32 protein-coding genes, 3 tRNA genes and 3 pseudogenes are annotated in these 23,103 nt (G+C 61.6%); 34 read left to right on the top strand and 4 right to left on the bottom strand.

Features of this window, described 5'->3' with window-relative positions; translation table 11 throughout:
* Nucleotides 1-64: 64 nt before the first annotated feature.
* The 4 genes from ASG25_RS01270 to ASG25_RS01255 all read right to left on the bottom strand — a co-directional run bounded on the left by ASG25_RS01270 (nt 65) and on the right by ASG25_RS01255 (nt 2,128).
* Complete coding sequence (locus ASG25_RS01270) at nt 65-406, bottom strand: hypothetical protein (RefSeq protein ID WP_062468303.1); 342 nt, start codon at nt 404-406, stop codon at nt 65-67.
* Nucleotides 407-603: 197 nt separating this feature from the next.
* Nucleotides 604-870, bottom strand: a complete 267-nt coding sequence (locus ASG25_RS01265; RefSeq protein WP_062468301.1) for a hypothetical protein — start codon at nt 868-870, stop codon at nt 604-606.
* Nucleotides 871-1,083: 213 nt separating this feature from the next.
* Nucleotides 1,084-1,159 (bottom strand) — tRNA-Thr (locus ASG25_RS01260).
* A gap of 66 nt (nt 1,160-1,225) precedes the next feature.
* Nucleotides 1,226-2,128 (bottom strand): RNA methyltransferase, encoded by a 903-nt coding sequence (locus tag ASG25_RS01255; RefSeq protein WP_062471841.1) that lies wholly within the window; start codon nt 2,126-2,128, stop codon nt 1,226-1,228.
* Between the two features lie 269 nt (nt 2,129-2,397).
* On the opposite strand from ASG25_RS01255, the gene ASG25_RS01250 reads away from it, so the two are divergent.
* The 34 genes and pseudogenes from ASG25_RS01250 to ASG25_RS01095 all read left to right on the top strand — a co-directional run bounded on the left by ASG25_RS01250 (nt 2,398) and on the right by ASG25_RS01095 (nt 23,006).
* Nucleotides 2,398-2,482, top strand: a tRNA-Tyr gene (locus ASG25_RS01250).
* Nucleotides 2,483-2,506: 24 nt separating this feature from the next.
* A tRNA-Gly gene (locus ASG25_RS01245) sits at nt 2,507-2,580 on the top strand.
* A gap of 361 nt (nt 2,581-2,941) precedes the next feature.
* Nucleotides 2,942-3,040, top strand: a pseudogene (locus tag ASG25_RS23650) (GTP-binding protein); the annotation flags it as partial.
* Nucleotide 3,041: 1 nt separating this feature from the next.
* Nucleotides 3,042-4,111: pseudogene (gene tuf, locus ASG25_RS01240) on the top strand (elongation factor Tu); the annotation flags it as partial.
* Between the two features lies 1 nt (nt 4,112).
* Nucleotides 4,113-4,422 (top strand): annotated as a pseudogene (tuf, locus tag ASG25_RS21975) (elongation factor Tu); the annotation flags it as partial.
* A gap of 140 nt (nt 4,423-4,562) precedes the next feature.
* Nucleotides 4,563-4,871: a 30S ribosomal protein S10 gene (rpsJ, locus tag ASG25_RS01235; RefSeq protein ID WP_003507767.1), complete on the top strand. Its 309-nt coding sequence runs from the start codon at nt 4,563-4,565 to the stop codon at nt 4,869-4,871.
* Between the two features lie 173 nt (nt 4,872-5,044).
* The gene (rplC, locus tag ASG25_RS01230) at nt 5,045-5,740 is read left to right on the top strand and encodes a 50S ribosomal protein L3 (protein WP_062468299.1); all 696 of its coding nucleotides are present in this window, start codon (nt 5,045-5,047) and stop codon (nt 5,738-5,740) included.
* On the top strand, nt 5,740-6,360 hold the full coding sequence (rplD, locus tag ASG25_RS01225; protein ID WP_062468298.1) for a 50S ribosomal protein L4: 621 nt from the start codon (nt 5,740-5,742) through the stop codon (nt 6,358-6,360). The genes rplC and rplD overlap by 1 nt, the downstream gene beginning before the upstream one ends.
* Nucleotides 6,357-6,650, top strand: a complete 294-nt coding sequence (locus ASG25_RS01220; protein ID WP_062468296.1) for a 50S ribosomal protein L23 — start codon at nt 6,357-6,359, stop codon at nt 6,648-6,650. Before rplD ends, ASG25_RS01220 begins: the two co-directional genes overlap by 4 nt.
* A gap of 59 nt (nt 6,651-6,709) precedes the next feature.
* Nucleotides 6,710-7,546 carry a 50S ribosomal protein L2 gene (gene rplB / locus ASG25_RS01215; RefSeq protein ID WP_062468294.1) on the top strand — a complete coding sequence of 279 codons (837 nt, stop codon included), beginning with the start codon at nt 6,710-6,712 and terminating at the stop codon, nt 7,544-7,546.
* A gap of 16 nt (nt 7,547-7,562) precedes the next feature.
* Nucleotides 7,563-7,841, top strand: coding sequence for a 30S ribosomal protein S19 (rpsS, locus tag ASG25_RS01210; protein ID WP_056335754.1), 279 nt, complete (start codon nt 7,563-7,565; stop codon nt 7,839-7,841).
* Between the two features lie 2 nt (nt 7,842-7,843).
* Nucleotides 7,844-8,233, top strand: coding sequence for a 50S ribosomal protein L22 (gene rplV, locus ASG25_RS01205; protein ID WP_062468292.1), 390 nt, complete (start codon nt 7,844-7,846; stop codon nt 8,231-8,233).
* Entirely contained in the window at nt 8,233-8,964 is a 732-nt protein-coding gene (gene rpsC, locus ASG25_RS01200; RefSeq protein ID WP_062468290.1) for a 30S ribosomal protein S3, read from the top strand. The genes rplV and rpsC overlap by 1 nt, the downstream gene beginning before the upstream one ends.
* A gap of 38 nt (nt 8,965-9,002) precedes the next feature.
* Nucleotides 9,003-9,416 carry a 50S ribosomal protein L16 gene (gene rplP / locus ASG25_RS01195; protein WP_062468288.1) on the top strand — a complete coding sequence of 138 codons (414 nt, stop codon included), beginning with the start codon at nt 9,003-9,005 and terminating at the stop codon, nt 9,414-9,416.
* Between the two features lie 11 nt (nt 9,417-9,427).
* Entirely contained in the window at nt 9,428-9,628 is a 201-nt protein-coding gene (rpmC, locus tag ASG25_RS01190) for a 50S ribosomal protein L29 (protein ID WP_062468286.1), read from the top strand.
* A 12-nt stretch (nt 9,629-9,640) separates the two neighbouring features.
* On the top strand, nt 9,641-9,877 hold the full coding sequence (gene rpsQ / locus ASG25_RS01185) for a 30S ribosomal protein S17 (protein WP_062468284.1): 237 nt from the start codon (nt 9,641-9,643) through the stop codon (nt 9,875-9,877).
* Nucleotides 9,878-10,319: 442 nt separating this feature from the next.
* Entirely contained in the window at nt 10,320-10,688 is a 369-nt protein-coding gene (gene rplN, locus ASG25_RS01180) for a 50S ribosomal protein L14 (protein ID WP_062468282.1), read from the top strand.
* A gap of 13 nt (nt 10,689-10,701) precedes the next feature.
* Entirely contained in the window at nt 10,702-11,004 is a 303-nt protein-coding gene (gene rplX, locus ASG25_RS01175) for a 50S ribosomal protein L24 (protein ID WP_062468281.1), read from the top strand.
* Nucleotides 11,004-11,564 (top strand): 50S ribosomal protein L5, encoded by a 561-nt coding sequence (rplE, locus tag ASG25_RS01170; protein ID WP_062468278.1) that lies wholly within the window; start codon nt 11,004-11,006, stop codon nt 11,562-11,564. Before rplX ends, rplE begins: the two co-directional genes overlap by 1 nt.
* 31 nt (nt 11,565-11,595) lie before the next feature.
* The gene (rpsN, locus tag ASG25_RS01165; RefSeq protein WP_062468276.1) at nt 11,596-11,901 is read left to right on the top strand and encodes a 30S ribosomal protein S14; all 306 of its coding nucleotides are present in this window, start codon (nt 11,596-11,598) and stop codon (nt 11,899-11,901) included.
* A 12-nt stretch (nt 11,902-11,913) separates the two neighbouring features.
* Nucleotides 11,914-12,312: a 30S ribosomal protein S8 gene (rpsH, locus tag ASG25_RS01160; protein ID WP_062468274.1), complete on the top strand. Its 399-nt coding sequence runs from the start codon at nt 11,914-11,916 to the stop codon at nt 12,310-12,312.
* A 42-nt stretch (nt 12,313-12,354) separates the two neighbouring features.
* Complete coding sequence (gene rplF, locus ASG25_RS01155; protein ID WP_062468272.1) at nt 12,355-12,888, top strand: 50S ribosomal protein L6; 534 nt, start codon at nt 12,355-12,357, stop codon at nt 12,886-12,888.
* A gap of 12 nt (nt 12,889-12,900) precedes the next feature.
* On the top strand, nt 12,901-13,263 hold the full coding sequence (gene rplR, locus ASG25_RS01150; RefSeq protein WP_062468270.1) for a 50S ribosomal protein L18: 363 nt from the start codon (nt 12,901-12,903) through the stop codon (nt 13,261-13,263).
* A 189-nt stretch (nt 13,264-13,452) separates the two neighbouring features.
* Nucleotides 13,453-14,022 (top strand): 30S ribosomal protein S5, encoded by a 570-nt coding sequence (gene rpsE, locus ASG25_RS01145; RefSeq protein WP_062468268.1) that lies wholly within the window; start codon nt 13,453-13,455, stop codon nt 14,020-14,022.
* 13 nt (nt 14,023-14,035) lie between these two features.
* Nucleotides 14,036-14,236 carry a 50S ribosomal protein L30 gene (gene rpmD / locus ASG25_RS01140; RefSeq protein ID WP_062468266.1) on the top strand — a complete coding sequence of 67 codons (201 nt, stop codon included), beginning with the start codon at nt 14,036-14,038 and terminating at the stop codon, nt 14,234-14,236.
* Between the two features lie 13 nt (nt 14,237-14,249).
* Nucleotides 14,250-14,732, top strand: a complete 483-nt coding sequence (rplO, locus tag ASG25_RS01135) for a 50S ribosomal protein L15 (RefSeq protein ID WP_062468264.1) — start codon at nt 14,250-14,252, stop codon at nt 14,730-14,732.
* Between the two features lie 311 nt (nt 14,733-15,043).
* The gene (gene secY, locus ASG25_RS01130; RefSeq protein WP_062468262.1) at nt 15,044-16,384 is read left to right on the top strand and encodes a preprotein translocase subunit SecY; all 1,341 of its coding nucleotides are present in this window, start codon (nt 15,044-15,046) and stop codon (nt 16,382-16,384) included.
* Nucleotides 16,381-16,977, top strand: coding sequence for an adenylate kinase (locus ASG25_RS01125; RefSeq protein ID WP_062468260.1), 597 nt, complete (start codon nt 16,381-16,383; stop codon nt 16,975-16,977). The genes secY and ASG25_RS01125 overlap by 4 nt, the downstream gene beginning before the upstream one ends.
* A gap of 242 nt (nt 16,978-17,219) precedes the next feature.
* A complete protein-coding gene (gene rpsM, locus ASG25_RS01120; protein ID WP_062468258.1) occupies nt 17,220-17,588 on the top strand; it encodes a 30S ribosomal protein S13 in 369 nt (122 codons plus the stop codon).
* A 234-nt stretch (nt 17,589-17,822) separates the two neighbouring features.
* The gene (gene rpsK / locus ASG25_RS01115) at nt 17,823-18,212 is read left to right on the top strand and encodes a 30S ribosomal protein S11 (RefSeq protein ID WP_062468256.1); all 390 of its coding nucleotides are present in this window, start codon (nt 17,823-17,825) and stop codon (nt 18,210-18,212) included.
* Nucleotides 18,213-18,312: 100 nt separating this feature from the next.
* Nucleotides 18,313-19,323: a DNA-directed RNA polymerase subunit alpha gene (locus tag ASG25_RS01110; protein WP_062468254.1), complete on the top strand. Its 1,011-nt coding sequence runs from the start codon at nt 18,313-18,315 to the stop codon at nt 19,321-19,323.
* 191 nt (nt 19,324-19,514) lie between these two features.
* Complete coding sequence (gene rplQ / locus ASG25_RS01105; RefSeq protein ID WP_062468252.1) at nt 19,515-19,940, top strand: 50S ribosomal protein L17; 426 nt, start codon at nt 19,515-19,517, stop codon at nt 19,938-19,940.
* Between the two features lie 403 nt (nt 19,941-20,343).
* Entirely contained in the window at nt 20,344-21,693 is a 1,350-nt protein-coding gene (locus ASG25_RS01100; RefSeq protein WP_062471837.1) for a DegQ family serine endoprotease, read from the top strand.
* Nucleotides 21,690-23,006, top strand: a complete 1,317-nt coding sequence (locus tag ASG25_RS01095) for a replication-associated recombination protein A (RefSeq protein WP_062468250.1) — start codon at nt 21,690-21,692, stop codon at nt 23,004-23,006. The genes ASG25_RS01100 and ASG25_RS01095 overlap by 4 nt, the downstream gene beginning before the upstream one ends.
* The last annotated feature ends 97 nt before the right edge of the window (nt 23,007-23,103 follow it).

The following is a 23,103-nucleotide window of genomic DNA, read 5'->3' as shown; positions in this document are numbered from 1 at the left end:
GGGCAGAGCGGCATCGACGAGTGCCGGCACCTCTGCGCCGCTACGTCTGCTCCTGCTGCCGGCGTCAGCGGTTCTGCATCACCCGCACGACCTTCGCCGTCGGCCGCTTGGCAATCATCGACTGGAGATCCTCGTAATCCAGGCGACCGGCCGTGATGGCAGCGACCATGCGCTGGCACGCAACCCGCTTGGCATCCTTCTCCGGCACGTCGAGTACCAACGCGGCGCCCTGGACGCCCGTCTGCGTAAACCCGGCGATGCAGTCGGCCGTGACCTTGTCCCGTGCCCGCTTGCTGCCCTTCATCGTCTCGACGGCAACCTGAAACTGCGGCTTTGTCGGTCCGCAGCCGGCCATCAGCACCGCAGCCAGCAACACCGCACCGATGCGATACCCGTTTTTCATCATTTGCCTCCCAGAGATGTCAGAACAGTGAGTCTGCAGCACCGCAACCGCGACAACCTAACAGGGGTCGACGGAGGCGCAAGAGCACAGGGGCGGGTGTAAGGGTCAACGGGATCCACGATGTCGCCGGGACGCTCGCGCAGCCTGCACGTGCCGACAGGATCCAGAAGGGGACGTTGAGCCGGGGAGGGTGCCGATGCTCAGTTGCTGCCGATCCCGCATTCCGCTCTCTCGTCGTACACCCTGCCATCGCGGGCCGGACGATCGATCGTAAGGTCGTCTTGCGCCGCCTTATCCTGCGCATGGTCCGCCTCGGGCACATGGATTCCAAGATTGCCTGTCCCGAGCCAGTGCGCACGCTCGCGCCGGATGCCGTCCGCGACCATCTTGGTCGGATCCGTCTCGCCCCGTGTCATGTGCTCGGCAACAATGGCCCAAGCTGTCCGCCAGATATCGTCCGATGCCACCCGTCTCTCCCGATTGTGCAGGTGAGCTTAAGCGCTCTGGCTGAAGCGAAGCTTGCGGACAACCGGAAGGATGCCTTCTGTAAGGCAGAAGCGAGATAGAAGTTTGGCCCTGTGGCCCACCATGCCGGCAATGGCGACGACGTGAGTGAACGCCGGCACGAGAGGGCTCTCGGCTGCTCAGCGGCTGTAGTGGTGACAAATCTGAAGGTGTGTTGGTGCCCCCACCAGGACTCGAACCCGGGACCCCCTGATTACAAATCAGGTGCTCTACCAACTGAGCTATAAGGGCAGCAGCGGAGGAATTAGCAGATTCCTCCGGCGTGTAAAGCGGAAATGCGCGGGCGCGAGGCCCGGGCTAGCGTTTGAGATGCGCGCGCGCGGCATAGAGCGCGATGGCTGCCGCGTTGGAGACATTGAGGGATTTGATGGCGCCGGGCATGTCGAGGCGTGCGAGCGCAGAGACCGTATCGCGAGTCTTCTGGCGCAGGCCCTTGCCTTCGGCTCCCAGCACCAGCGCGACGCGGTCGCCGACGAAGGTTTCTTCAAGCGGCGCCGGGCCTTCCGAATCAAGGCCGATCGAGTGGAAGCCGAGGCCGTGCAATTCTTCCAGCGCGTCGGCGAGGTTGGTGATCTGGATGTAGGGGATCAACTCCATCGCGCCGGACGCCGATTTTGCCATGACGCCCGACTCTGTCGGGCTATGCCGCATCGTCGTGATGACGGCACCCGCGTCGAACGCCACGGCCGAACGGAGCACGGCGCCGACATTGTGCGGGTCGGTCACCTGGTCGAGGACGAGAATCAGCGGACTGTCCTTCAGCGCGGACAGGCGGCGGACCGGCAAAGGCTTTGTTTCCAGCATGACGCCCTGGTGGATGGCGTCCGGCCCGAGGATCTTGTCGAGCATCTGGGGAGAGACGATGTCCACCGGGAAGGGCAGGGCATCGGTGTTCTCGATCTCAAGACGGACGAGCGCATTGAGGGTCGCCGAAAGGCTGACGATCTTGCGCTCCGGGTTGGCAAGTGCAGCCTTGACTGTATGGATGCCGTAGAGCTGGACCTGGTCAGGCGCGAGCGGCGGCGCCTGCCATGCGGCCTTCCCGCCCTTTGCGCCCTTGGCGTCCGCCATCTGTCGGCGACGGTCCTCCGGCGGCGTCGGGATTTCTCCGCGCTCGCGCTTCTGATCGCGATGGGCGCGGCGCAGGGTTGCGTAATGGGTGTCTTTGGCGCTCTTGTCGCCGGAAGGATCTTTGCTCATGCGGGCGTTATATCGAGCGCGGGCCGGCAGGGAAACCATTTTCCCCGCGAGCGCGTGCGGCGCATCGGTCGAGACGTCGCAGGAGGAATGCCCGGGCATGCATCGGGAGACGATGCGCCTTGCTGTGGACGATTTCCCACTTTTGAAAAAACTGCCAACGTCGTGTTGACAGGAGGAAACGGGGCGGTCATATACCCGGCGCAGATCAAGGGGCGGCACAAACAGCCGCTTCCGAAGATCGACTGGTCGCTTGATCCCGACGGAATACTGGAGGGATGCCCGAGTGGTTAAAGGGGACGGACTGTAAATCCGTTGGCTCAGCCTACGTTGGTTCAAATCCAACTCCCTCCACCATTCTGTCGCACGGATCAAGACCCCGCGGGTATAGCTCAATGGTAGAGCAGCAGCCTTCCAAGCTGAATACGCGGGTTCGATTCCCGCTACCCGCTCCAGATTTCACAGCACGATTAAACGGTCACAGGGCGTCGCGAAGCGACGGGTTCGCTTCGCTCACCTTAATGCCATGATGCACGCCACGCAGGCGCAGGATTTCCTGCCGCCTCCCGGCTGCCTCCAAGCTCAGCTGCGTGTTTGTGGCGATCGTCCGGCGTGGGCGACCGTCTTGCAATTGCCGCGGGGCACTCCCATTTGCAGCGTCGAAAGCCCGCATCTCGCGGGTGAGACGACGGCCTGTCCCTCCCGCGCAAATAGGCCTTGCGCAATTCTTGCGAAACCCTTAAACGCCTCCCCAAACCGGCCGGCGGCACACTGGCCTGCCGGGCCGTATCTCATTGATCACAGGAAAACATACCCATGGCAAAGAGCAAGTTTGAACGCAACAAGCCGCACGTGAACATCGGAACGATCGGTCACGTCGACCATGGCAAGACGTCGCTGACGGCAGCGATCACGNATGGCAAAGAGCAAGTTTGAACGCAACAAGCCGCACGTGAACATCGGAACGATCGGTCACGTCGACCATGGCAAGACGTCGCTGACGGCAGCGATCACGAAGTACTTCGGCGAGTTCAAGGCGTACGACCAGATCGACGCCGCTCCGGAAGAAAAGGCCCGCGGCATCACCATTTCGACGGCYCACGTCGAATATGAAACGCCGGCCCGCCACTACGCGCACGTCGACTGCCCCGGCCACGCCGACTACGTCAAGAACATGATCACCGGTGCAGCGCAGATGGACGGCGCGATCCTGGTCTGCTCGGCTGCCGACGGCCCGATGCCSCAGACCCGCGAGCACATCCTGCTCGCCCGTCAGGTCGGCGTTCCCGCGATCGTCGTCTTCCTCAACAAGGTCGACCAGGTTGATGACGCCGAACTTCTCGAGCTCGTYGAGCTGGAAGTGCGCGARCTTCTGTCGTCYTACGACTTCCCCGGCGACGACATTCCGATCGTCAAGGGCTCGGCWCTGGCTGCKCTCGAAGACAGCGACAAGAAGATCGGCGAAGACGCCATCCGCGAACTGATGGCCGCCGTYGACGCGTACATCCCGACGCCGGAGCGTCCGATCAACCTGCCGTTCCTGATGCCGATCGAAGACGTRTTCTCGATCTCGGGTCGTGGTACGGTCGTGACCGGTCGCGTCGAGCGCGGCATCGTCAAGGTCGGTGAAGAAGTCGAGATCGTCGGCATCCGCGCGACGTCGAAGACGACGGTGACCGGCGTTGAAATGTTCCGCAAGCTGCTCGACCAGGGCCAGGCCGGCGACAACATCGGCGCACTCGTTCGCGGCGTCACCCGTGACGGCGTTGAACGTGGCCAGATCCTGTGCAAGCCGGGCTCTGTCAAGCCGCACAAGAAGTTCATGGCCGAAGCCTACATCCTGACGAAGGAAGAAGGCGGCCGTCATACGCCGTTCTTCACGAATTACCGTCCGCAGTTCTACTTCCGTACGACGGACGTGACGGGGATCGTGACGCTTCCGGAAGGCACGGAAATGGTCATGCCGGGCGACAACGTCACCGTTGCNCCTGTGCAAGCCGGGCTCTGTCAAGCCGCACAAGAAGTTCATGGCCGAAGCCTACATCCTGACGAAGGAAGAAGGCGGCCGTCATACGCCGTTCTTCACCAACTACCGTCCGCAGTTCTACTTCCGTACGACGGACGTGACGGGGATCGTGACGCTTCCGGAAGGCACGGAAATGGTCATGCCGGGCGACAACGTCACCGTTGCYGTCGAGCTGATCGTTCCGATCGCGATGGAAGAAAAGCTGCGCTTCGCTATCCGCGAAGGCGGCCGSACCGTCGGCGCCGGCATCGTGGCTTCGATCGTCGAGTAATCAGCGGCTAGGCCGTTGACCTAGCAGGGACCGGGCGCTAACAACCCGGTTCCTGCGCTTTTTGACAAGACGCGGCCGACCGTAACAATTGAAGATTTGGCGTATGGCCAGTTGCCCATACGAAAAAAAGGACTAGTCGAATGAACGGCCAGAATATCCGCATCCGCCTCAAGGCGTTTGATCACCGGATCCTCGATGCCTCCACGCGCGAAATCGTGTCGACGGCCAAGCGTACGGGCGCCAGCGTCCGTGGCCCCGTGCCGCTTCCCACGCGTATCGAAAAGTTCACGGTCAACCGGTCGCCCCACGTCGACAAGAAGAGCCGCGAACAGTTCGAGATGCGCACGCACAAGCGTCTTCTCGATATCGTCGACCCGACCCCGCAGACGGTCGACGCCCTGATGAAGCTCGATCTGGCCGCCGGCGTCGACGTCGAGATCAAGCTCTAAAGGCCCCTCCCGGAACGCTTCGGACCGGGTGGATATAACAAGGAAGGTACGTGGACATTCCGTCCAACGACTTCCAGAAACGGGTGACCAATGGCGCGAATGCCGGATGGAAGCCTTGAACAAAGAGGCTGAAGGGGTTTCCCCCGACAGGGACTCTGAAGAGGAATGAACCGATGCGTTCAGGTGTGATTGCACAGAAAGTGGGAATGACCCGGGTCTACAACGACGCCGGCGAGCACATTCCAGTGACCGTGTTGCGGATGGAAAACTGCCAGGTGGTAGGCCAGCGCACGGAAGAAAAGAACGGCTACGTCGCCGTGCAGCTCGGCGCAGGCCAGGCCAAGGTCAAGAACACGCCCAAGGCGATGCGCGGCCACTTCGCCGCTGCAAACGTCGAGCCGAAGGCCAAGCTTGTCGAGTTTCGCGTAACGTCCGAAAACCTGATCGATGTCGGCTCCGAGCTGACGGCGAGCCACTTCGTCACGGGCCAGCTCGTTGACGTGACCGGCACCTCGATCGGTAAGGGCTTTGCCGGCGCCATGAAGCGCCACAACTTCGGCGGTCTGCGTGCTACGCACGGCGTTTCGGTCTCGCACCGTTCGCATGGTTCGACCGGTTCCAACCAGGATCCGGGCCGCGTCTGGAAGGGCAAGCGCATGGCTGGTCACATGGGCCAGACGCGCATCACCACCCAGAACCTCGAAGTCGTATCCACCGATGAAGACCGCGGTCTGATCCTCGTCAAGGGTGCCGTCCCCGGCTCCAAGGGCTCCTGGATCGTCGTCCGCGACGCCATCAAGGCCGGCATCCCGGAAAACGCTCCGCGTCCGGCCGGCGTCCGCGCAGCAGCACATGAGGGAGCCGAATAATGGATCTCACCGTCACCACACTGGATGGTAAGGACGCAGGCACGGTTTCCCTGTCCGACGCCATCTTTGGCTTGGACGTTCGCCAGGACCTGATCGCCCGCGTTATCCGCTGGCAGCTCGCCAAGAAGCAGCAGGGCACGCACAAGACCCTGACGCGCGGCGAAGTCTCCCGTACGGGCGCCAAGATGTACAAGCAGAAGGGTACGGGCCGTGCTCGTCACCATTCGGCACGCGCTCCGCAGTTCCGCGGCGGCGGCAAGGCTCACGGCCCGGTCACCCGCAGCCACGAGCACGACCTTCCCAAGAAGGTTCGCGCGCTCGGCCTGCGTCACGCCCTGTCTGCCAAGATGAAGGCCGACGAGCTGATCATCGTGGACAGCCTGGTCGCGGCTGAAGCCAAGACGAAGGCCCTGTCCGGTGCGTTTGCATCGCTCGGCCTGACCAACGCCCTCATCATCGGCGGCGCCGAGCTGGACAACAACTTCAAGCTCGCTGCCAAGAACATCCCCAATGTGGACGTTCTGCCGATCCAGGGCATCAACGTTTACGACATTCTGCGCCGCGGCAAGCTCGTGCTTTCCAAGGATGCGATCGAGGCTCTGGAGGAGCGGTTCAAGTGACGGATCTTCGCCATTATGATGTGATCCTCTCTCCGTCGATCACCGAAAAGTCCACGCTGGTTTCTGAACAGAACCAGATCATCTTCAACGTCGCCAAGGATGCGTCGAAGCCTGAGATCAAGGCTGCCATCGAAGCTCTGTTCGGCGTCAAGGTCACGGCAGTGAACACGCTTCTCCGCAAGGGCAAGCTCAAGCGCTTCCGCGGCTTCGCTGGCCGGCAGCGGGATGTCAAGAAGGCGATCGTCACACTTGCTGACGGTCAGTCCATCGACGTCTCCACCGGACTCTAAAGGTTAAACCCAGAGCGGTTTCATAACCCCCGGGTAAGGACCCAAAAGGGAACAAGAAAATGGCATTGAAAAGTTTCAATCCGACGACCCCGAGCCAGCGTCAGCTGGTCATCGTCGACCGGTCCTCGCTCTACAAGGGCAAGCCGGTCAAGGCGCTGACACAGGGTCTCACCAAGAGCGGTGGGCGTAACAACCTCGGCCGCATCACCGCCCGCTTCATCGGTGGCGGTCACAAGCGGACCTATCGCCTGATCGACTTCAAGCGTCGCAAGTTCGACGTGGACGGTACGGTCGAGCGTCTGGAATACGACCCGAACCGGACGGCCTTCATCGCGCTGATCAAGTACGACGACGGCACGCAGGCCTACATCATTGCGCCGCAGCGCCTCGCCGTCGGTGACAAGGTCATCGCTTCGGAGAAGGCTGTCGACGTCAAGCCCGGCAACACCATGCCGCTGCAGTTCATCCCGGTCGGCTCCATCATCCACAATGTGGAAATGAAGCCCGGCAAGGGTGGCCAGATGGCCCGTTCGGCAGGCACCTACGTGCAGCTCGTCGGTCGCGACCAGGGCATGGCGATCCTGCGCCTGAACTCGGGCGAACAGCGCCTTGTTCATGCGTCCTGCCTGGCCTCCATCGGCGCCGTGTCCAACCCGGACCACGGCAACATCAACGACGGCAAGGCCGGTCGCACCCGCTGGCGCGGTAAGACCCCGCATAACCGCGGCGTCGTCATGAACCCGGTCGACCACCCGCACGGCGGTGGCGAAGGCCGCACCTCGGGCGGCCGTCATCCGGTCACGCCGTGGGGCAAGCCGACCAAGGGCAAGCGCACGCGTTCGAACAAGTCGACCGACAAGTTCATCATGCGTTCGCGCCACCAGCGCAAGAAGTAAGAAGAGGTAGTCACAAATGGCTCGTTCAGTATGGAAAGGTCCGTTCGTCGACGGCTATCTTCTCAAGAAGGCTGAGAAGGTTCGCGAAGGCGGGCGCAATGAGGTCATCAAGATGTGGAGCCGTCGCTCCACGATCTTGCCGCAGTTCGTCGGTCTGACCTTTGGCGTCTACAACGGTTCCAAGCATGTTCCCGTCAGTGTCAATGAAGACATGGTCGGTCACAAGTTCGGTGAATTCTCTCCGACCCGGACCTACTACGGTCACGGTGCGGACAAGAAGGCAAAGAGGAAGTAACGATGGGCAAGGCAAAAGCCGAACGTCGGCTGGCGGATAATGAGGCGCAGGCTGTTGCGCGCACGATCCGCGTCAGCCCCCAGAAGCTCAACCTCGTTGCTGCGATGATCCGCGGCAAGAAGGTCGACCGCGCTCTGGCCGAACTTGAATTCTCCCGCAAGCGCATTGCCGGCACGGTCAGGAAGACCCTGGAATCGGCGATCGCAAACGCCGAGAACAACCACGACCTCGACGTCGACTCGCTCGTCGTCGCGGAAGCTTTCGTTGGCAAGTCGATGGTGATGAAGCGCTTCCACGCCCGTGGTCGCGGCCGCGCATCGCGGATCGAAAAGCCGTTTGCGCACTTGACGATCGTTGTTCGTGAAGTGGAAGCCAAAGGGGAGGCCGCATAATGGGCCAGAAAATTAATCCAATCGGTTTCCGTCTCGGTATCAACCGGACCTGGGATAGCCGTTGGTTCGCCGACAATGCTGAATACGGCAAGCTGCTGCACGAAGACCTGAAGATCCGCAAGTATCTGATGGACGAACTCAAGCAGGCCGGTATCTCGAAGGTCGTCATCGAGCGTCCGCACAAGAAGTGCCGCGTCACGATCCACTCGGCTCGCCCGGGCCTGATCATCGGCAAGAAGGGCGCAGACATCGAGAAGCTGCGTCGCAAGCTGTCGGAGATGACGAACTCGGAAACGCACCTCAACATCGTTGAAGTGCGCAAGCCGGAAGTCGACGCGACGCTCGTCGCACAGTCGATCGCCCAGCAGCTCGAGCGCCGTGTGGCTTTCCGCCGCGCGATGAAGCGTTCGGTTCAGTCGGCCATGCGTCTGGGTGCCGAAGGCATCAAGATTACTTGTGCCGGCCGCCTGGGTGGCGCCGAAATCGCTCGGACGGAATGGTACCGCGAAGGTCGCGTTCCGCTTCACACGCTCCGCGCCGACATCGACTACGGTGTTGCCGAAGCTGTGACGGCATTCGGCATCTGCGGCATCAAGGTCTGGATCTTCAAGGGCGAAATCCTTGAGCACGATCCGATGGCCTCCGAGCGCCGTGCGAGCGAGAGTGACAGTCAGGGTAGTGGCGGACGTGATCGCGATCGCGATCGTGATCGCCGTCGTGAAAACGCGTAACAGTCGCGTTTGGCAGCCAATATCGGAGAATTAAAAAAATGTTGCAGCCAAAGCGTACGAAGTATCGCAAGCAATTCAAGGGCCGCATCAAGGGCGTAGCCAAGGGCGGGTCTGATCTCGCTTTCGGCGAATTCGGCCTGAAGTCCGTCGAACCGAACCGCGTGAATGCGCGCGAGATCGAAGCGGCCCGCCGCGCGATCACGCGTCACATGAAGCGTGCCGGCCGCGTTTGGATCCGCGTATTCCCGGACGTTCCGGTTACCGCGAAGCCGACCGAAGTCCGCATGGGTAAGGGTAAGGGCTCCGTCGAATACTGGGCGTGCAAGGTCAAGCCTGGTCGTATGATGTTCGAGATCGATGGCGTCAACGAGGAGCTCGCACGCGAAGCCCTTCGTCTTGGTGCTGCGAAGCTCTCCGTCAAGACGCGCTTCGTACAGCGCATTGCGGAGTAAGGAGAAGCCCCATGAAAGCCAATGACGTTCGGGCGCTCAGCGCCGACCAGCTCAACGACGAGCTTGCCAAGCTGAAGAAGGAGCAGTTCAACCTGCGCTTCCAGAAGGCGACCGGCCAGCTTGAAAAGTCGTCGCGCATCAACGAGGTCCGCAAGGACATCGCGCGCATCAAAACCATTGCCCGCCAGAAGGCGGCAGAAGCCAAGGCCTAAGGACCAAGAAAAATGCCGAAACGCATTCTGCAGGGCACCGTCGTCTCCGACAAGAACGAGAAGACCGTCGTCGTACGGGTCGAGCGTCGCTTTGCGCACCCGATCCTCCAGAAGACCGTCCGTCGCTCCAAGAAGTACAAGGCGCACGACGAGAAGAACCAGTTTAAGGTCGGCGACCTCGTTTCCATTCAGGAATGCGCGCCGATTTCCAAGGACAAGTGCTGGACGGTCATTTCCGCCCAGGCTTAAGCGAACAGACAGATCGTCGATTGCGCCGCGCAGTGTCGTCAGGACACGAATGCGCGGCGTCTTCGTACCATCGGGCAGTGTCTCGCTTCTGGTCGAAATGGCCAGGGTTTCGGACCTCGCCCCTTGTAATCGGCGAGAATCTCTGTATGAAGCAGCCACGGAACGCTCGGGGTTACGAGCGTTCTTTTGCTTTGAGCGCACGGAAGGTCCTGTTTTCAGGAAACCACCCTGGCAAGATCGATCCCGCGCTGTCGCATCATGTCCCGCCCGTTTCTCTCAAGAGGCGAGGGACTGGGAATGCCATTGAAAGCATTGTGGCGTGCCGCCCTTCGCAAGAGGGTGCAGCGCGCCGCATGCAAATTTTCATAAGCCGGAACAGGGGGCTCTCTTTCACGATGAGGAGATCCCAACCGGTCCGGTCACAACAAGAAGGCGACCTGACATGATTCAGATGCAAACAAACCTCGACGTGGCGGATAATTCCGGCGCACGTCGTGTCATGTGCATCAAGGTGCTGGGCGGCTCCAAGCGCAAGTATGCTTCCGTGGGCGACGTCATCGTCGTTTCCATCAAGGAAGCCATCCCGCGCGGCCGCGTCAAGAAGGGCGATGTGATGAAGGCGGTCGTCGTACGCACCGCCAAGGACATCCGCCGTCCGGACGGCAGCGTCATCCGCTTCGATAACAACGCAGCCGTTCTTATCGACAACAAGAAAGAGCCGATCGGCACCCGTATCTTCGGACCGGTTCCGCGCGAGCTTCGCGCCAAGAACCACATGAAGATCATCTCGCTGGCTCCAGAAGTACTGTAAGGGGCGATTAGAGATGAACAAGATTCGTAAGGGCGACAAGGTCGTCGTACTCGCCGGCAAGGACAAGGGCCAGACCGGCGAAGTCATCCAGGTCATGCCGAAGGAAGACAAGGCTGTCGTGCGTGGCGTCAACATGGTGAAGCGTCACCAGCGCCAGACCCAGAGCCAGGAAGCCGGCATCATCAACAAGGAAGCCCCGATCCACCTGTCGAACATCGCGATCGCTGACACGGACGGCAAGCCGACCCGCGTCGGTTTCCGCATCGATGGCGACAAGAAGGTTCGCGTGGCCAAGCGTTCGGGAGATGTTATCTGATGGCTGACACCAAGACCTATGAGCCGCGGCTCAAGAGCGAATACGTCGCCCGCATTCGTCCGGCGCTCCGGGAGAAGTTCTCCTACGCCAACGAGATGATGATCCCCAAGCTGGACAAGATCGTCATCAACATGGGTGTGGGCGAAGCCACCGGCGACTCGAAGAAGCCTTCGATCGCAGCGGCCGACCTTGCAGCGATCGCCGGCCAGAAGCCGGTCGTCACCAAGGCCCGCACCTCCATCGCCGGCTTCAAGCTGCGCGAAGACATGCCGATCGGCGCGAAGGTCACCCTGCGCGGCGCCCGCATGTATGAATTTCTGGACCGCCTGATCAACATCGCGCTTCCGCGCGTTCGCGACTTCCGCGGCCTGAACCCGAAGTCCTTCGACGGCCGTGGCAACTTCGCCATGGGCGTGAAGGAACACATTGTGTTCCCTGAGATCAACTACGACAAGGTCGATCAGATGTGGGGCATGGACATCATCGTTTGCACGACGGCCACGACGGACGACGAAGCGCGGGCTCTGCTCACAGAGTTCAACTTCCCGTTCCGCCAGTAAGCCGTAACGACAAGCAGAAGGATTACGTTTCATGGCGAAAACGAGCGCAGTTGAAAAGAACAAGCGCCGCCGCAAGCTGGTTACCCAGCAGGCCTCCAAGCGGGCCGAGCTGAAGGCGACCATCATGAACCAGTCTCTTCCGATCGAAGAGCGGTTCAAGGCAACTCTGAAACTGGCAAGCCTGCCGCGTGATGGGTCGAAGACCCGCGTTCGCAACCGTTGCGAAGTCACCGGCCGTCCGCGCGCCTACTACCGGAAGCTCAAGATGTCCCGTATCGCCCTGCGCGAACTGGGCAACTTCGGCAAGATCCCGGGTATCGTGAAGTCGAGCTGGTAAGGAGACGGGCAAATGACAATGACTGATCCCTTGGGCGATATGCTCACCCGTATCCGTAACGGCGCTGCACGCCGCAAGACGAACGTGACGACGCCGGCTTCCAAGCTGCGTGCACGCGTTCTCGACGTGCTGCAGTCGGAAGGCTACATCCGCGGCTATTCCGAAGTCGATTTCGACAACGGCAAGTCCGAGCTCAACATCGAGCTGAAGTACTACGAAGGCGCATCGGTGATCCGTGAGATCGGCCGCGTGTCCAAGCCGGGCCGCCGGGTCTATGTCTCGGTCAAGTCCATCCCGCAGGTCGCGAACGGTCTCGGCATCACCATCCTTTCGACTCCGAAGGGTGTGATGGCCGATCACCAGGCTCGTGAACAGAACGTCGGCGGCGAGGTTCTCTGCTCCGTATTCTAATACGGATCAGGGACCTCCAGAACGAACAGACAGGATTGAAACATGTCTCGTATCGGTAAAAAGCCCGTTCAGGTTCCCGCTGGTGTCACCGCGACTGTCGATGGACAGAAGGTGACGGCCAAGGGCCCGAAGGGCGAACTCTTCTTCGTTGCGAACGACGAAGTCTCCGTCAAGCTGGAAGACAACGCTGTTGTCGTCGAGCCTGTCAGCCAGTCCAAGGACGCTCGTTCCAAGTGGGGCATGTCCCGCACGATGGTCGAGAACATCCTGAAGGGTGTGAAGGACGGCTTCGAGCGCAAGCTCGAAATCAACGGCGTCGGTTATCGTGCGGCCCTGCAGGGCAAGAACCTGCAGCTGGCGCTCGGCTTCAGCCATGACGTCGTCTACCAGACGCCGGAAGGCATCACGATCGCTGTTCCCAAGCCGACGGAAATCGTCGTTTCGGGCATCAACAAGCAGCAGGTCGGCCAGGTGGCCGCAGAGATTCGCGAATATCGTGGCCCCGAGCCCTACAAGGGCAAGGGCGTCAAGTACGCGAACGAGCGGATCATCCGCAAAGAAGGCAAGAAGAAGTAAGGATCACGCGAAATGGCTAGCAGGAAAGATAATCTTGTACGTCGCGCTTCGCGCGTTCGTCGTCAAATCAAGGCGGTCGCCAACGGCCGTCCGCGCCTGTCGGTTCATCGCTCGTCGAAGAACATCTACGCACAGGTCATCGACGATGTCGCCGGCACGACGCTGGCGTCCGCTTCGACGCTCGACACCGGTCTGCGCACGTCTCTGAAGACGGGCGCTGACACGGCGGCAGCTGCTGCCGTCGGCAAGCTCCTTGCGGAGCGTGCATCCGAAGCCGGCGTCAAGGACGTTGTCTTCGATCGTGGCGCCTTCATCTATCACGGCCGCATCAAGGCCCTGGCTGAAGCCGCCCGCGAAGGTGGCCTCAACTTCTAATGTCGAGGAGGAAGGCCAAACCGGCTTTCCGAATCTGACGAAGCGAAGTAAGGCTCCCATTTCCACGACGGGCCGGCCCGGTACATCCGGGCCGAAGCCGTGTCGGGAATTCGCCGTACTCTCGACCCATCGAGGGGCGGCACCGATCAATCTGCCGATTGCACCCGGAAAAGAAAAAGGAAAAGGACAATGGCACAAGAAAGAAGAGGTTCTCGCGATGACCGCCAGAACCGCGAAGAGCGCGACAGCGAATTCGTCGACAAGCTTGTAGCAATCAACCGCGTCGCCAAGGTGGTGAAGGGCGGCCGTCGTTTCGGCTTTGCTGCTCTCGTCGTCGTCGGCGACCAGAAGGGCCGCGTCGGCTTCGGTCATGGCAAGGCGCGCGAAGTGCCGGAAGCCATCCGCAAGGCGACGGAAGCTGCCAAGCGCGAGCTGATCTTCGTCCCGCTGCGCTCGGGCCGTACCCTGCATCACGACGTTCACGGTCGCCACGGCGCCGGCAAGGTCCTGCTGCGTTCGGCCAAGGCCGGTACCGGCATCATCGCCGGCGGTCCGATGCGCGCCGTTTTCGAAACGCTCGGCATGCATGACGTCGTTGCCAAGTCGACCGGTTCGTCCAACCCGTACAACATGATCCGCGCCACCTTCGATGCTCTGAAGAACCAGATGCACCCGAAGGACATCGCGGCACAGCGCGGCCTCAAGTTCGCCACGCTGCAGGCCCGTCGCGAAGCGGCTGGCGTCACGTCGGAAGAATAAGGGAGTCCGTACGATGGCCACTGAAACCACCGGTAAGACGGTTACTGTCGAGCAGATCGGCAGCCCCATCCGCCGCCCCGCCGTACAGCGCGCAACGCTGATCGGCCTGGGTCTCAACAAGATGCACCGGGTGCGCACGCTGGAAGACACACCTTCCGTTCGCGGCATGATCCGGTCCGTCCAGCACCTCGTCCGCGTTATCGACGAGAAGTGAGGGAGATACCATCATGAAGCTGAATGAAATCAAGGACAACGAAGGCTCGACCCACGCGCGCAAGCGTTTGGGCCGTGGTATCGGCTCCGGTTCCGGCAAGACGGCCGGCCGGGGTGTCAAGGGTCAGAAGGCCCGGTCCGGCGTCGCGATCAACGGTTTTGAAGGCGGTCAGATGCCGATCTACCGTCGCCTGCCGAAGCGCGGTTTCAACAACATCTTCCGTTCGGATTTTGTTGTCGTGTCGCTCGCTCGCATCCAGACGGCCATCGACGCCAAGAAGCTCGACGCTTCCGCGACGATCGACGCCGCTGCTCTGAAGGCTGCCGGCATCATCCGCCGTGCACGCGATGGCGTTCGCGTTCTCTCGGACGGCGAACTGACGGGCAAGGTCACCATCGAAGTGGCCGGTGCCTCGCAGTCCGCGATCGAGAAGATCGAAAAGGCCGGCGGCTCCATCAAGCTGCTGTCTGCCAAGCCTGTCGCTGCCAGCGAATAATCTTGAAGTCGAACCGCCCGGAGTGTTACACACCGGGCGGTTTATTGCGTCTGGAGGACGCGCGCACGGCGCGGGCAGGACGACGAAGGCAGGGGAGAGGGGTCGGTTGGTCCGCATCTCCGGGCTGGACGGGAAGGGCAGGGAGCGGCATTCGTGAGCGGATGCGGCCTGCGCTCCAAGAGATCGACAAGCGCATGATCGCCGACGGACAAGAATTGGTTCCAGGGGTCGTGCAGAAACGTAATTCAAGCTTTTCCGGAGTCGGCCGGGTCTGACGCCGCGGGTTCGGAACTGGCTACGCGGAGAATCGCATGGCTTCTGCAGCGGAACAGCTCGCCTCCAATCTCAATTTCAAAACATTTGCGAAAGCAGAGGACCTCAAGAAGCGTCTCTGGTTTACGCTGGGCGCGCTGCTGGTTTACCGGCTCGGCACCTATATTCCGCTTCCGGGCCTGAACCCCGACGCGTTCGCCCAGGCCTTTCAGGGTCAGAGCGGCGGCATTCTCGGGCTTTTCAACATGTTTTCCGGCGGTGCGGTCTCGCGCATGGCGATCTTCGCGCTCGGGATCATGCCCTATATCTCCGCATCCATCATCGTTCAGCTGATGACCTCGGTCGTCCCCTCGCTGGAGCAGCTGAAGAAGGAAGGCGAACAGGGCCGGAAGATCATCAACCAGTACACGCGCTATGGGACGGTGCTCCTGGGCCTGCTGCAGGCCTACGGCATCGCGGTCGGGCTTGAGAGCGGCAACGGTCTCGTGAACGATCCAGGCTGGTTCTTCCGCATCTCCACGGTCATCTCGCTGCTGGGCGGCACGATGTTCCTGATGTGGCTCGGCGAACAGATCACGTCCCGCGGGATCGGCAACGGCATTTCGCTCATCATCTTCGCTGGGATCGTCGCGCATCTGCCGACCGCGCTTGCCGGCACGCTGGAGCTCGGCCGGACGGGTGCGCTCTCGACGCCGCTGATTCTCGGCATCATCATCATGGTGGTCGCTGTCATCGCGCTCATCGTCTTCGTCGAGCGAGCGCAGCGTCGCCTCCTGATCCAGTACCCGAAGCGCCAGGTCGGCAATCGGATGTTCCAGGGCGACACGTCGCACCTGCCGCTGAAGCTGAACACGGCCGGCGTCATCCCGGCGATCTTCGCGTCGTCCCTTCTGCTGCTTCCCGCAACGCTGGCCGGCTTCGCCAACAGCGCGACGCTTCCTGCCTGGGCGACGACGATCGTCGGCTCGCTGGCGCACGGCCAGCCGCTCTACATGGTCCTTTATGCGGCCATGATCGCCTTCTTCGCGTTCTTCTACACCGCGATCGTCTTCAATCCGAAGGATACGGCCGACAATCTGAAGAAGCACGGCGGCTTCATCCTCGGCATCCGTCCGGGTGAGCGCACGGCGGAGTACATCGACTTCGTCCTCACGCGCATCACGGTGATCGGCGCGATCTACCTGATCTTCGTCTGCATTCTTCCGGAATTCGTCATCGCCCAGACCGGCGTTCCGTTCTACCTTGGTGGTACGTCGCTTTTGATTGTTGTCAGCGTGACGCTTGATACTGTAGCACAGATACAGGGTCATCTGATCGCTCAGCAGTATGAGGGGCTGATCAAGAAGTCGAAGTTGCGTGGAGGGAAGAGGGGCCGATGAGACTGATATTTTTAGGACCGCCCGGGGCCGGCAAGGGGACGCAGGCCAAGCTTCTGGTGGATCGCTTCGGCATTCCCCAGTTGTCGACCGGTGACATGCTGCGGGCCGCCGTTGCCGAGGGCAGCGACGTCGGCAAGCGCGCAAAGGCCGTCATGGACGCGGGCCAGCTCGTGTCGGACGAGATCGTGAACGAGATCGTCTCGGACCGCATCGACGCCGAAGACTGCGCCCATGGCTTCATTCTCGACGGCTACCCGCGGACGGTCCCGCAGGCCGTTGCACTCGGCCGGATGCTCGAGGAGAAGGGCCTGAAGCTCGATGCCGTTATCGAGCTGAAGGTCGACGAGGAGGCGCTCCTTCGGCGCATCGAGAACCGAGTCGCTGAAACACTGGCCGCCGGCGGTAAAGTTCGCTCGGACGACAATCCGGAATCGGTTAAGAAGCGTCTTGTCGAATATCGCGAGAAGACGGCGCCGCTTTCGCAGCATTACGCAAGGACCGGAGAGCTGAAGACGCTTGACGGGATGGCGCCGGTCGAAACAGTGACCCGACAGATCAACGAGATTCTTGCTTCGGCAGCAGCCGAAGTTTGACGATACCGGGCGCAACGCCTTGTTGGACAAGAAAAGGACTGGCCGGGAGTTGACTTTTCCGGCCGATTCCGTCTAAAGACCGCGCTAACTCGCAACATGCAGGGGAATGGCGCGGATTTCACGAGTGAAGTCCGGGTTGGGCTTTTGTCCCGTGTTCCGAACGAAAATTGAAACTGACGGCTATTCAAGGCTGCATAGAAGCACCTATTGCCGGATGGCAACTGGAAGCAAGGAGAACAGACGTGGCTCGTATCGCTGGCGTCAACATCCCGACGGCAAAGCGCGTTGTTATCGCGCTGACCTACATTCACGGGATCGGACCGAAATTCGCACAGGAAATCGTCGAGAAGGTCGGTATTCCGGCTGAACGCCGCGTGCATCAGCTCACGGATGCTGAAGTTCTTCAGATCCGCGAAGCCATCGACCGCGAATACCAGGTCGAAGGCGACCTGCGTCGCGAAACGTCGATGAACATCAAGCGCCTGATGGACCTCGGCTGCTACCGCGGCCTGCGTCATCGTCGTTCGCTGCCCGTCCGCGGCCAGCGCACGCACACCAATGCCCGTACCCGCAAGGGCCCGGCAAAGGCGATTGCTGGCAAGAAGAAATAATCTCCCGGAAACGGGGGTGAGGAGGCTGGTGCGAAGCACCGGCCTCTTTTTGGTATGTCGAAGACGGCTTGTGCCGTCGTTCGGTGGAGCTGCTGGAAATACGGCAGCGATGATATCGCCGCGATGCCGAGCCTCTCTCGAGGTGCTCCGGCATTGCTGATGAAAGTGGGGAGCAGGGCTCCCCGGTGTAGCCGCTGGAATTACGGCGGTGCAGAGATCCGTGAAAGGGTAAACATGGCCAAGGAAGCCACACGCGTACGTCGTCGCGAACGCAAGAATATCTCGACGGGCGTCGCCCACGTGAACTCGTCGTTCAACAACACGATGATCACCATCACCGATGCGCAGGGCAATGCCATTGCATGGTCGTCGGCCGGCTCGAAGGGCTTCAAGGGCTCGCGCAAGTCGACCCCGTTTGCCGCGCAGATCGCCGCCGAAGATGCTGCCAAGAAGGCGCAGGAACACGGCATGAAGACGCTGGAAGTCGAAGTCACCGGCCCGGGCTCCGGTCGTGAATCGGCTCTGCGCGCCCTGCAGGCCGCCGGGTTCATGATCACGTCCATCCGTGACGTGACGCCGATCCCGCACAATGGCTGCCGTCCGCGCAAGAAGCGCCGCGTCTGATACGCATTCGTCATCAGGTCCGGCGGGAGAACGCTCTCGCCGGCGCTTCAGGGCTCCGTTGCCACGAATGGATGGTGGCAACGAACGGAAGGCAAAACATATGATTCAGAAAAACTGGCAGGAACTGATCAAGCCGAACAAGGTCGAGTTCACGTCTTCCGGTCGCACCAAGGTCAGCCTTGTCGCGGAACCGCTCGAGCGTGGCTTCGGTCTGACCCTCGGCAACGCGCTGCGTCGCGTTCTCCTCTCCTCGCTCCGCGGGGCCGCCGTTACGGCCGTGCAGATCGACGGCGTTCTGCATGAATTCTCTTCGATCCCGGGCGTTCGCGAAGATGTCACCGACATCGTCCTGAACATCAAGGAAATCGCCATCAAGATGGACGGCGACGATGCCAAGCGCATGGTCGTTCGCAAGCAGGGCCCGGGTGTGGTCACGGCTGGCGACATCCAGACGGTCGGCGACATCGAGATTCTGAACCCCAACCACGTAATCTGCACGCTCGACGAGGGCGCGGAGATCCGCATGGAGTTCACGGTCAACAACGGCAAGGGCTATGTTCCGGCGGATCGCAACCGTTCGGAAGATGCACCGATCGGCCTCATCCCCGTCGACAGCCTCTACTCGCCGGTCAAGAAAGTGTCCTACAAGGTGGAAAACACCCGTGAAGGCCAGGTTCTCGACTACGACAAGCTGTCAATGACGATCGAGACCGATGGTTCCGTGACCGGTGAAGATGCCGTTGCTTTCGCAGCACGTATCCTTCAGGACCAGCTCGGCGTCTTCGTCAATTTCGACGAGCCGCAGAAGGAAGCCGAAGAGGAAGCCGTTACCGAACTCGCGTTCAACCCGGCGCTTCTCAAGAAGGTGGACGAGCTCGAACTGTCCGTTCGTTCGGCAAACTGCCTGAAGAACGACAACATCGTCTACATCGGCGACCTCATTCAGAAGACGGAAGCCGAAATGCTCCGGACTCCGAACTTCGGCCGCAAGTCGCTGAACGAAATCAAGGAAGTTCTCGCTTCCATGGGTCTGCACCTCGGCATGGAAGTGCCTGCATGGCCGCCCGAGAACATCGAAGATCTCGCAAAGCGCTACGAAGACCAGTATTGATCGCGGAATGAGGATCAATGTGAAGCGGTTGTCCGCTCGCATTCCGCGATGTGAAAAATAGACAAGGCAGGTCAAAACTCTGCCTTTCCCCGTCAAACAGCAGGCCCGGCGAGCGATTGCGTGGTGCCTGTATGTGCCAGGAAACGGCAGGTCCTCCAGAGAGAGCGACACCTGCATAAAGGAGAATAGCCATGCGCCACCAGAAAGCCGGCCGCAAGCTGAACCGTACCGCCAGCCACCGCAAGGCGATGTTCGCCAACATGGCGGCTTCGCTAATCCAGCACGAGCAGATCATCACGACTCTGCCCAAGGCCAAGGAAATCCGTCCGATCGTCGAAAAGCTTGTCACGCTCGGAAAGCGCGGCGACCTGCACGCCCGTCGTCAGGCCATCTCGCAGATCCGTGACGTCACGGTCGTTGCCAAGCTGTTCGACGCCATTGCCACGCGGTATGCGACGCGCAACGGCGGCTACCTTCGCATCATGAAGGCCGGTTACCGTCAGGGCGACAACGCTGCGATTGCAGTCATCGAATTCGTCGATCGCGACGTCGATGCCAAGGGCGCAGCCGACAAGGCCCGCGTCGCCGCCGAAGCGGACGCCGCCGAAGCAGCCTGATTCTGCAGGACGAGCACTTCAAGACAGCCGGGCGAAAGTCCGGCTGTTTTCGTTTCGGCCACATGGCTTAGGGCTTAGGGCTTGGGGCTTGGGGTCTTGGGGCTTGGGCCTGGACCGGGAGGAGGGCCGGGCGTGCGGCGCGGTGTGGCCAGCGCCATGTTTTTGCCGAACACGACCGCTTTGCTTTCCGGCCGTATCATCCTATTTCTGCACGACAAGCCTGTTACATCTGCATCAAAGGTTCTCCATGCGCCGCTCGCCATTGTCGCTCGTCCTGTCCGGCATTGCCGGCCTCGTCATCATCATGTTTCTGGCGCACTTCGTGGCGCCCACGGACCTGAGCGAGGCCCATACGGCTGTCGATCAGGTCAAGACGAGTGCGGTGACCGCACCGGTGGCGGGCATGAGCAGCGAACGCCCGGCTACTGCGAAAGCGGTTCCCGAAAACCGCGCCGAAATGCAGATGTCCTTCTCGCCGCTCGTCAAGCAGACGGCGAATGCGGTCGTCAATGTCTACGCGGAAAAACTGGTCGAAAGCCGCTCGCCGCTTGCGGACGATCCGTTCCTGCAACAGTTCTTCGGCCAGCGCATGCCGAACCGGTCCGAGAAGCAGTCGTCGCTGGGCTCGGGCGTGATTGTCGGAGCGGATGGTATCGTCGTCACCAACAACCACGTGATCGAGGGGGCTGACGATATCAAGGTCGCGCTTGCGGATGGACGCGAGTTCGAATCGAAGGTTGTCCTGAAGGACGACCGGCTGGACCTCGCCGTTCTCAAGATCGAGGGAAGTGCGCCCTTCCAGACCATCCCGCTCGGCGATTCGGACAGCGTTGAGGTCGGCGATCTCGTTCTTGCGATCGGCAACCCCTTCGGCGTCGGGCAGACGGTCACGAGCGGCATCGTGTCGGCTTTGGCGCGCAATCAGGTGACGCCGGGCAGCGATTTCGGCTTCTTCATTCAGACCGATGCGGCCATCAATCCGGGCAATTCGGGCGGGGGGCTGATCGACATGAAGGGGGAGCTGATCGGGATCAACACAGCCATCTTCTCGCGTGGCGGAGGCTCGAACGGCGTCGGCTTCGCCATTCCGGCAAATCTCGTGAAGGTCTTCATCGAGTCTGCAAAGGGTGGGACCGGCAGTTTCATCCGTCCGTTTATCGGCGCGAGCTTCGAACCCGTCACCTCGGAAGTTGCCGAGGCGCTCGGACTGGATCGAGCGCGGGGCGCGCTCGTGAGTTCGGTGATCGAGGGCGGACCGGCGGAGAAGGCCGGCATTCGTCCAGGCGAAGTCGTGACGGCCGTGAACGGGATTGCGGTCGAACATCCCGACGCGCTCGGATACCGGCTGACCACCGTTGGGATCGGCAAGGACGCGCGTCTGAGCGTGGCGAACAACGGCAAGGTTCGTGAGGTCACATTGCGGCTGGAGCGCGCGCCGGAGACAGCGCCCCGGGATGAACGGCTGATCGAGGGCCGCACGCCGTTTGCCGGTGCTGTGGTCGGCAACCTGTCGCCCCGTCTTGCCGATGAGCTGCACATGCCGGCGACCTCGGAAGGCGTTGTGATCACCGCCGTCAATCGTGGCTCGCCCGCCGCCCGCGTCGGCTTTGCGCCGAAGGATATCATTGTCGCCGTGAATGGCGTGCCGATCGACAAGACGGAGACGCTCGTCAAGGCGACGTCAGATGATCCGGCCTTCTGGCGGGTGGAGATCGAGCGCGACGGACAGCGGATCCGCCAGTTCTTCCGATGAGCGACCTTTTCGCGCCGAACGAGCCTCAGGAGCTCCAGGCCCGGCGCCCGCTTGCCGACCGGCTGAGGCCGCAGACACTGGCGGACGTCACGGGCCAGCCGCATCTGACAGGAGAAGACGGCGCGTTGCGGCGGATGATCGATTCGGGTTCGCTGGGCTCGATGATCTTCTGGGGGCCGCCCGGAACGGGCAAGACCACCGTCGCGCGGCTCTTGTCCGGTGAGACCGGTCTCGCCTTCGAGCAGATATCCGCAATCTTCTCGGGCGTCTCCGATCTCAAGAAAGTGTTCGAGATGGCGCGGACACGGCGCATGTCCGGCCGCCAGACCCTGCTTTTCGTGGACGAGATCCATCGGTTCAACCGGGCCCAGCAGGATAGTTTCCTGCCCGTCATGGAAGACGGAACCATCATCCTCGTCGGTGCCACCACGGAAAACCCGTCCTTCGAGCTGAATGCGGCGCTGCTTTCCCGCGCACGCGTGCTGACCTTCCGGTCCCACGACGAGGACAGCCTGCGCGAACTTCTGGCGCGGGCGGAGACGACCGAGGCAAAGCCCCTGCCGCTCGACGAGGAGGCGCGCACAAGCCTGGTCCGCATGGCGGACGGAGACGGGCGGGCCGCGCTGACGCTGGCCGAGGAGGTCTGGCGTGCGGCGCGGAAGGACGAGATCTTCGACGTGGCGGGGCTGCAGGAGGTCGTCCAGCGCCGGGCGCCGGTCTACGACAAGGGGCAGGACGGGCACTACAATCTGATTTCTGCGCTCCACAAGGCCGTGCGGGGCTCCGATCCCGATGCGGCTCTCTATTACCTCTGCCGGATGTTCGATGCCGGGGAGGATCCGCTCTATCTCGGGCGGCGTCTCGTGCGCATGGCGGTGGAGGATATCGGCCTTGCGGATCCCCAGGCGCTGGTCGTCTGTAACGCCGCAAAGGATGCCTACGACTATCTCGGCTCGCCGGAAGGCGAGCTTGCGCTGGCGCAGGCCTGCGTCTACCTCGCGACGGCCCCGAAATCGAATGCCGTCTACACGGCCTACAAGGCCGCGATGCGCGCCGCAAAGCAGAATGGGTCGCTGCTGCCGCCCAAGCACATCCTGAATGCGCCCACGAAGCTGATGAAGGGGGAGGGCTATGGGGATGGCTATCGTTACGATCACGACGAGCCCGATGCCTTCTCCGGTCAGGATTATTTTCCCGAGAAGATGGGGCGGCAGACCTTCTACGATCCGCCGGAACGGGGTTTTGAGCGGGACATCCGCAAGCGGCTCGATTGGTGGGAGAAGCTGCGCAAGGAGCGCGGCGGCGAGCGCTGATCGTTGCCAGGCCGGGCAGGGTATGGCATGAGGGGGCGCGGACGACCGCGACATCGTTTCATCCATGCGGGGACGGCCTCGCTCCTCACAGGAGTGA

The sequence above is a fragment of the Rhizobium sp. Leaf384 genome (assembly GCF_001424065.1).
Taxonomy (GTDB): Bacteria; Pseudomonadota; Alphaproteobacteria; order Rhizobiales; family Rhizobiaceae; genus Ferranicluibacter.
The sequence above is the reverse complement of the archived record's forward strand: the minus strand, read 5'-3'. Positions and strand labels throughout refer to the sequence as shown.